Origin of the sequence: Acidiphilium sp. 20-67-58 (genome assembly GCF_002255515.1) — a bacterium.
Taxonomy (GTDB): Bacteria; Pseudomonadota; Alphaproteobacteria; order Acetobacterales; family Acetobacteraceae; genus Acidiphilium.
This window is the reverse complement of record NZ_NCAS01000063.1, coordinates 1-7112: the sequence shown is the minus strand read 5'-3', so window position 1 is coordinate 7112 and position 7112 is coordinate 1. Positions and strand designations below refer to the sequence as shown.

At 62.5% G+C, this 7112-nt stretch carries 8 protein-coding genes; 5 read left to right on the top strand and 3 right to left on the bottom strand.

Annotated elements, in window-relative coordinates; all coding sequences use genetic code 11:
• Positions 1-102: 102 nt before the first annotated feature.
• Positions 103-381: a type II toxin-antitoxin system RelE/ParE family toxin gene (locus tag B7Z76_RS15260; protein WP_011930462.1), complete on the top strand. Its 279-nt coding sequence runs from the start codon at positions 103-105 to the stop codon at positions 379-381.
• An 11-nt stretch (positions 382-392) separates the two neighbouring features.
• Positions 393-665 (top strand): HigA family addiction module antitoxin, encoded by a 273-nt coding sequence (locus B7Z76_RS15255; protein ID WP_291345033.1) that lies wholly within the window; start codon positions 393-395, stop codon positions 663-665.
• A 172-nt stretch (positions 666-837) separates the two neighbouring features.
• On the opposite strand, the gene B7Z76_RS15250 is transcribed toward B7Z76_RS15255, so the two are convergent.
• Positions 838-1503 carry a metalloregulator ArsR/SmtB family transcription factor gene (locus tag B7Z76_RS15250; RefSeq protein WP_011930464.1) on the bottom strand — a complete coding sequence of 222 codons (666 nt, stop codon included), beginning with the start codon at positions 1501-1503 and terminating at the stop codon, positions 838-840.
• An 85-nt stretch (positions 1504-1588) separates the two neighbouring features.
• Between B7Z76_RS15250 and B7Z76_RS15245 the strand changes: the two genes are divergently transcribed.
• Together B7Z76_RS15245 and B7Z76_RS15240 are read left to right on the top strand one after the other, a co-directional pair.
• Positions 1589-2320, top strand: a complete 732-nt coding sequence (locus tag B7Z76_RS15245; protein ID WP_011930465.1) for an MBL fold metallo-hydrolase — start codon at positions 1589-1591, stop codon at positions 2318-2320.
• Positions 2317-3564 carry an MFS transporter gene (locus B7Z76_RS15240; protein WP_174501834.1) on the top strand — a complete coding sequence of 416 codons (1248 nt, stop codon included), beginning with the start codon at positions 2317-2319 and terminating at the stop codon, positions 3562-3564. The genes B7Z76_RS15245 and B7Z76_RS15240 overlap by 4 nt, the downstream gene beginning before the upstream one ends.
• 9 nt (positions 3565-3573) lie before the next feature.
• On the opposite strand, the gene B7Z76_RS15235 is transcribed toward B7Z76_RS15240, so the two are convergent.
• The gene (locus B7Z76_RS15235; RefSeq protein WP_371808602.1) at positions 3574-3987 is read right to left on the bottom strand and encodes a helix-turn-helix domain-containing protein; all 414 of its coding nucleotides are present in this window, start codon (positions 3985-3987) and stop codon (positions 3574-3576) included.
• Positions 3988-4067: 80 nt separating this feature from the next.
• On the opposite strand from B7Z76_RS15235, the gene B7Z76_RS15230 reads away from it, so the two are divergent.
• Positions 4068-6275, top strand: a complete 2208-nt coding sequence (locus tag B7Z76_RS15230; protein WP_174501866.1) for a heavy metal translocating P-type ATPase — start codon at positions 4068-4070, stop codon at positions 6273-6275.
• Between the two features lie 467 nt (positions 6276-6742).
• On the opposite strand, the gene B7Z76_RS15225 is transcribed toward B7Z76_RS15230, so the two are convergent.
• Positions 6743-7112: hypothetical protein (locus B7Z76_RS15225; RefSeq protein WP_291345028.1), on the bottom strand; the 370-nt coding region annotated here is incomplete at its 5' end.

Here is a 7112-nt window from a genome sequence, read left to right as displayed (position 1 = left end):
GTTTTGGGCATGCTCTCGGCGAGGTGTCCGAAACCGGTCGGTTTTGGACGTGATCACATTGATTGAAGTTGTATAGTGACGCGCTACGCGTTACACTGATTTGTGATCTTGAGTTTCCGACATAAGGGCCTGGAGGCTTTTTACCGCACGGGCTCCATGCGCGGGATTCAAGCCGCACAGGCTGGCAAGTTGAAGCGCATTCTTGGCCTTTTGGATGTGGCGCAGACGCCGCAGGATATGAACATCCCGGCGTTTAAGCTGCACCCACTGAAAGGTGACCTTGCCGGGCACTGGTCCGTGTGGGTCAACGGGAATTGGAGAGTGACATTTCGGTTCGTTGAGGCTGGCGTTGAGTTGGTGAATTATCAAGACTACCACTAGGAGAAGGTAAAATGATGAATAATCCGCCACATCCTGGCGAACTGCTAAGAGAGGATGTCATCGGTGAGCTGGGGCTTTCCGTTACCGAGGCCGCCCAGAGGCTGGCTATGTCCCGCGCAGCGTTGTCGCGTGTGTTGAACGCCCCTGATTTGGCGATCCGGCTTGAACAGGCTGGCGTGAGCACGGCGCAGGCATGGCTTGGGATGCAGGCAAACTATGATCTTTGGCTTGCACGACAACACCAGCAGCCACCAGTGCGCCGTTTTCAGGAAAATGCGGCCTGAACAACCAAGTTCGGGCAGCGACCAGTAGACTCATGGACTTATTGTTATCGACCTAGGGTCTGGACGCCGATCGGCATTCCAAGCAGCTGATTCGAAATACGTCCCCGGTGTGATCGGGTTCGCGTCGGTTCACGGTCGCCGTAAGATCGGATAGCCGGTCCGCCCCCGCAGCTCAGGTCTCGATAGGCAAACCCGCTCCCTTCCACTCAGGATAGCCATCTTCCAGGCGGCTGGCCTGAACGCCTCGCGCCCGTAACTGCGCCACGGCTTCATATGACAGAACGCAATACGGTCCCCGGCAATACGCGACGACCGGGATGTTCTCAGTGAAGTGGCCCAGCGCCGCATCCAACTGATCGAGGGGAATGTTCAACGCACCCGGCAAATGGCCCCGCGCGAATTCATCCGCCGGTCGGACATCGAGGAGTGTCACGCTGCCCTCGCGCAGGCGTTCAAGCAAGGTCAAGCGCGATACGGGCTCGAGAGAATCCCGCGCCCGGAAATACGCCTGCAGCACCTGATCGATTTCCGCGATGTTCCGCTCGCCCACTCGCCCCAGGCTGCCCAGCAACGTCACCACCTCGGTCTCGGAGACCAGGCTATAGAACATGTTCTTGCCCTCTCGCCGCGGCGCCGCAAGGCGGGCACGGCGCAAGACCTGCAGGTGGCGGGACGTGTTCGAGAGCGACAGGCCAATCCGTTCGGCAAGATCCTCTACGCTGCGCTCACCTTGGGCGATCAGTTCGATAATTTCGATCCTGTGCGGATGCGCAAGTGCAGCTGCGATCTCGGCGAGATGGCTGAAAATCTGTTGCTTTGGACCGCTGCTTGACTTCATCTTCGACTCATTCGATCAATATCGCGAATGATAATGTGATAGCGCGCTGGCGACAAGATCGCCACCTCAGCCGGGAGCAACACTCATGATCCTGCGACAGTTCCTGCACACCGATCCCACGGCGGCCTCTTATCTGCTCGGCTGTGTCGGCAAGGGCGCCGGCGTGGTTGTCGACCCGCTGTTTCCGATCGAGCCTTATTTGCAGGCCGCATCAGCCTCGGCGACGCCGATCCGCCAGGTAATCGATACGCACCTGCATGCCGATCATCGCTCCGCCGGCCGCGCATTGGCCGAAGCGGCTGGCGCCGAATACGCCATCCACGAATCCGCCAAGGTCGGCTATGCGTGCCGCCGCCTCGCAGACGGCGAACGGCTCGAACTCGGCAATGTCGTGCTCGAGGTTCTGCACACGCCCGGTCACACGCCGGAGCATCTCTGCCTCACGGTGACCGACCGCACCCGCGCGGATGAGCCGTGGAGCGTACTCGGCGGCCACACGCTTATGGTGGGCGATGTCGGCCGGACCGAGCTTGCCACCGACGCCGCGCGCGGCGCGCGCGACCTCTTCGCCAGCCTCGTCCGGCTCAAGGCGCTGCCGGATCATATCGAGGTGCTACCCGGGGCTCTGGCTGGCTCGGTCTGTGGCCGAGGTCTCTCAGGCAAACCGGTGTCCACTATCGGCTTTGAGCGGCGGTACAACCCCGCCTTCCGCATCGACGATGCCGAGCGCTTCGTCGCCTTCATGCTCGAGAATATCCCGCCCGCCCCCGAGGGCGCAGCCGAACTGCGTGCCTGGAATGCGGGCTTCACCGCGTGACCACGGTGGCGAACGCCTCGGATCATATCCGCGGCATCGCGGCCAATCGCGGCCAGTTTACGCTACAGGCGCTACAGGTCTTCTTCGTCGGTCTTGTCATCGGCATGGAGCGCGCGGTCCTGCCGACCCTCGCGCACGAGTTCGGCGTCGCACCCGGTGCCTTTCTCTTTCTCGCGAGTTTCGTGCTCTCCTTCGGCCTGGTGAAGGGCGCGCTCAACCTTGTCGCCGGCGGGCTCGCCGACCGGTTCGGCCGCAAGCCTGTCCTCATTGCCGGCTGGATCGCAGCCATTCCCATCCCGCTGCTGATCTGGGCGGCACCCAACTGGTGGTGGATCGTGATCGCGAACGTGTTTCTCGGGATCAGCCAGGGCTTCACATGGACGATGACGGTGACCAGCCAGATTGACCTCGCCGGCAGTCACCAGCGCGGGCTTGCCGTCGGCATCAACGAGGCTACTGGATATGTTGCCGTCGGTCTGGCCGGCGCCGTGGCCGCCCTGCTGGCCGAGGCGGTCGGCGCGCGTAATGCACTGCTAATTTTCGGCATGTCCACGATTGTTCTGGCCTTCGCCACGATCACCCGTGTACGTGACACGCTTGCCTGGGTGAAGGCCGAACATGCCGAGGCCGGTGCTGGCGCATCGCAGGATCATACGCTCACGCTCCGCGCGATCTTCGTCCGCATCTCTTTCCGCGATCGGGTCGGGCGGGCGATCTGCCAGGGCGGCATCGTCAACAAAATTGCCGACACGCTGGTCTGGGTGATGTTCCCACTGTTCTTCAAGGCACATGGCGCAAAGCTGATCGAAATCGGCTGGCTGACCGGCACCTACGCCATGGTCTGGGGCGTCTCGCAGCTCTGGACCGGCCATCTGGGTGACCGGGTCGGCCGCCGCGCCCCGGTGATCGCCGGGTTTTTTCTCCTCGCCGCCGGCATCGCGATCACGGCGGCCGGGCGCGATGCGTCGCTATGGCTGCCGGGGGCGATCGTCATGGGCGTTGGCATGGCGCTGCTCTACCCGAACCTCATCGCCGCGATGTCGGACCAGGCAGCGCCGTTGATCCGCGGCAAGGCTCTTGGGACTTACCGTTACTGGCGCGACACCGGCTACGCGCTTGGTGCCCTGTTGCTCGGCCTTATCGCCCAATTTGCCCAGGCAACCCTGCCGGCGTTGTGGATCACGGCGGTCCTCGTGGCCGGATCAGGAATCTGGCTCATGCGGGATCTGCCCCGCCCTCAATGAAAGCGCTCGTCAGTTTCGCCGCTTCTTTTGGCTGACCCCAGGGGATAGCGCGTCGATAATCCGGCATTCGGCAACCGTCCCCTGGCGGCACTGACTGATCATGTTGCCGAGTTCGCGCCGCAGAGCACGCAGATCGGCGATCTTGCGATCGATCTCCGCCAGATGATCGCGGGCAATTGCGTCGACAGCTTCACAAGAGCGGGCGCGCTCATCGGCAAGATCCAGCAAAGCACGGACCTGATCGAGTGAAAAACCCAGATCGCGTGACCGGCGAATGAAGCTCAATCGGTTCAGATGCTCGGGTCCGTATGCCCGATAGTTGCCGGCGGTTCGCGCCGGAGCCGGCAACAGCCCGATACGTTCGTAGTAGCGGATGGTCTCGACCCTGGTTGCGGTCTGCCGGCCGAGTTCGCCAATTGCCAAAGATCCACCCGACATCGCTTGACCCTGTAGTGACTACAGGGATCATATTGGCTTCCTGTCGGGATTGTCGAGGGAAAGCCATGGCCTCCGCGAGTAGTGTCAAGCTGAAGATCGAAGGCATGGATTGCGGCGGCTGCGCCGTGAAGATCGAGAATGCCATGAAGCGGTTGCCTGGCGTCACGGATGTCTCTGTCAGTTTCAGCACCGCCTCCCTGTCGCTCATGCTGGACGAAGACCGCACCGCGAGAACCATGATCGAGGCGAGGATCAGAGCGCTCGGCTTCACGCCTCTCGGAGGCACCAGGCAGGCGGATGCGGATAAGGTCCGGACGGAATCAGCCAGCGGAAACGTCTGGTGGAAGACCCGCAAGGTCCGACTGGTCGGCGTCACGGGGTTGCTCCTCGCGCTTGGATTTGTCGTGACGCAGGCAGAGCCGGCCTGGTCGCCCTGGCCCTATGTCGCAGCCGCGCTGGTCGGCCTGCTGCCGATTGTCCGCCGGGCGCTGGCGGGCATGCGGACTGGCACGCCCTTCACAATGGAAACCCTGATGTCGATTGCATCGATCGGCGCCCTTGCGATCGGCGAGGGTGCTGACGCCGCAATCGTCGTGTTCCTGTTCGCGCTGGGTGAACTGCTAGAGGGCGTCGCCGCTGGCCGGGCGCGGGCCGGTATCGAGGGGCTGATCGGCCTCGTGCCGCGCACCGCACGCCGAGTGCGCGGCGACGCGATTGAAACGGTGCCGGTCGAGACCCTCGCCATCGGCGACGTTGTGACGGTTCGCGCCGGCGATCGGGTACCGTCCGATGGAACGGTGGTCGGGGGCACGTCCCAGGTCAATGAAGCACCGGTGACCGGGGAATCCGCGCCCGTCGTCAAAGCCGAGGGGGCGCCGGTTTATGCCGGCAGCATTGCCGGACATGGCGAGCTTCGCATCGAGATCACCCGCACCTCTGCCGACAACACGATAGCTCGCATCATCCACATGGTCGAGGAAGCTCAGGCTACGAAAGCCCCGACGGCACGGTTCATTGACCGGTTCAGCCGTTGGTATACGCCTGCCGCCATGGCGTTCTCAGCCCTCGTGATGCTGGGTCCGCCTCTCGCCCTTGGCGCCGACTGGTTCACCTGGATCTATCGGGGGTTGGCTGTCCTGCTGATCGCCTGCCCCTGCGCGCTGGTGATCTCAACACCTGCGGCTATTGCATCGGGACTCGCGAGCGGTGCCCGGTACGGGTTGCTGATCAAGGGCGGCGCGGCGCTGGAGACACTCGGCAAGATCAGAACGGTCGCCTTCGACAAGACCGGCACACTGACGATGGGGCAGCCTCAGGTGACTGACGTCGTCCCCGTCGAGGGCGATGTTGCGAACGTGTTGGCGAAGGCCGCGGCCGTGGAACGCGGATCCAGCCACCCGCTCGGCGCGGCGATCGTCAAGGAAGCTGAACTTCGCGGCCTTGATATGCCGCGAGTGTTCGGCGGCACCGTGGCGGCGCCGGGCAAGTCCGTCATGGGGCGGATCAGCTCCGGTTTCGTGACGGTCGCCTCGCCGCTTCATGCCGCTGAACAGGCATTGCTCGATGATACGGCACAGGAACGGATTTCAGCCCTCGAGGATGAGGGAAAAACCGTCGTCACGGTGTGCGAAGGCAAGCGCCTGATCGGTCTGATCGCATTGCGGGACGAACTGAGAGCCGATGCTTCCGAAGCTGTGCGGACACTGCGTGCGCTTGGCATTCGACCGGTCATGCTCACCGGCGACAACCTTCGGTGCGCACAAGGGATCGCCGACGCCGCGGGGATCGAGGTTCGTGCCAGTCTTCTGCCGGATGACAAGCTTGCCGCTATCTCGGGTTACAAGGCCGAGGCGCCGATCGCGATGGTCGGTGATGGCATCAACGACGCGCCAGCCCTGGCAGCTTCGTCGGTTGGTGTCGCAATGGGGAGCGGGACGGATGTTGCGCTCGAAACGGCGGACGCCGCACTCCTGAAGAACCGGGTCACCGGCGTCGCCGAAATGGTGACCCTATCGCGCGCAACCATCATCAATATCTGGCAGAACATCGCGTTGGCTCTCGGGCTCAAGAGCGTGTTCCTGGTCACCAGCCTGTCCGGCATCACGCCGCTCTGGATGGCGATCCTTGCCGATACCGGGGCCACGGTACTCGTCACGGCCAACGCACTTCGCCTTCTGCGCTTCAAACCGCAAACTCAGGAGAACGCCATAATCGTTCATTCAAGTATCAATGCAAATGGATCACGCCCGAAAATTAGTTCGCAAATCGCATGATCGACCCAAATTGATCGCTAGATTGGACTTCTACCTCGGCAATCCATTGCCGTTCACTTAATGTCCATGCCTAGCATACATGAAAAGCACTTTCATGTTGTCCTCTCTACTGGCGCAATACTGGCTCAGTGCTTGGCGCACCGTTGCTCGGCCTTATCGCTCAATTTGTCCAGGCACCCCTTCCAACGCTCTGGATCCCGGCGATCCTCGTGGCCGCATCCGGCGTTTGGCTCATGCGGGACGACCTGCGGGCGACCTCTAGTGTCGGCTTCGGAGAATGCCCTCTGGAGTGCCGGGCGACCGGGATGGGCGCGAAGTCGCCGGTGCGTGTCGGCATTGAACGGCTGGTTTCGGAGGCAGACAATCCGCCATCCAGTGACCAGGATCGATTTGTGCCCTACCAACACAACAACATGCTTACATGTCACCGTTCAGCTGCTGGTTAGGCATTAAATCGGCCAACCTCATCAACGCCGGGGCGGGAGGGCGGTGAACGCATAACGCGCTACCGGCCAGCCTTGAGCCCAGGCATGGAGTTGCAGCTGGCAGAAGCGCAGCCGGTCATTGAGGAGCAGGCTGGCGCGTGAGAGCGTCATCATGAGGATACCAGCCCCGAGCGCGAACGCGGCGAGCAGCGGCTTATGAGCCTGATAATTCAAAATGCAGGACAGAGCTGAGAAGAGGCCCAGCCAGAACAAGAGGCGGCGGAACCAGAGCATGAACCGAACCGCGAGGATCAGCACGTCGAGCACGGCCACCAGCAGAAAACGCAACGTGCCCCGAAGCAGGCCGAGCAAAACCCGGCCGAGCTGGGAGACGAAGCCGGCCGAGCGAGCC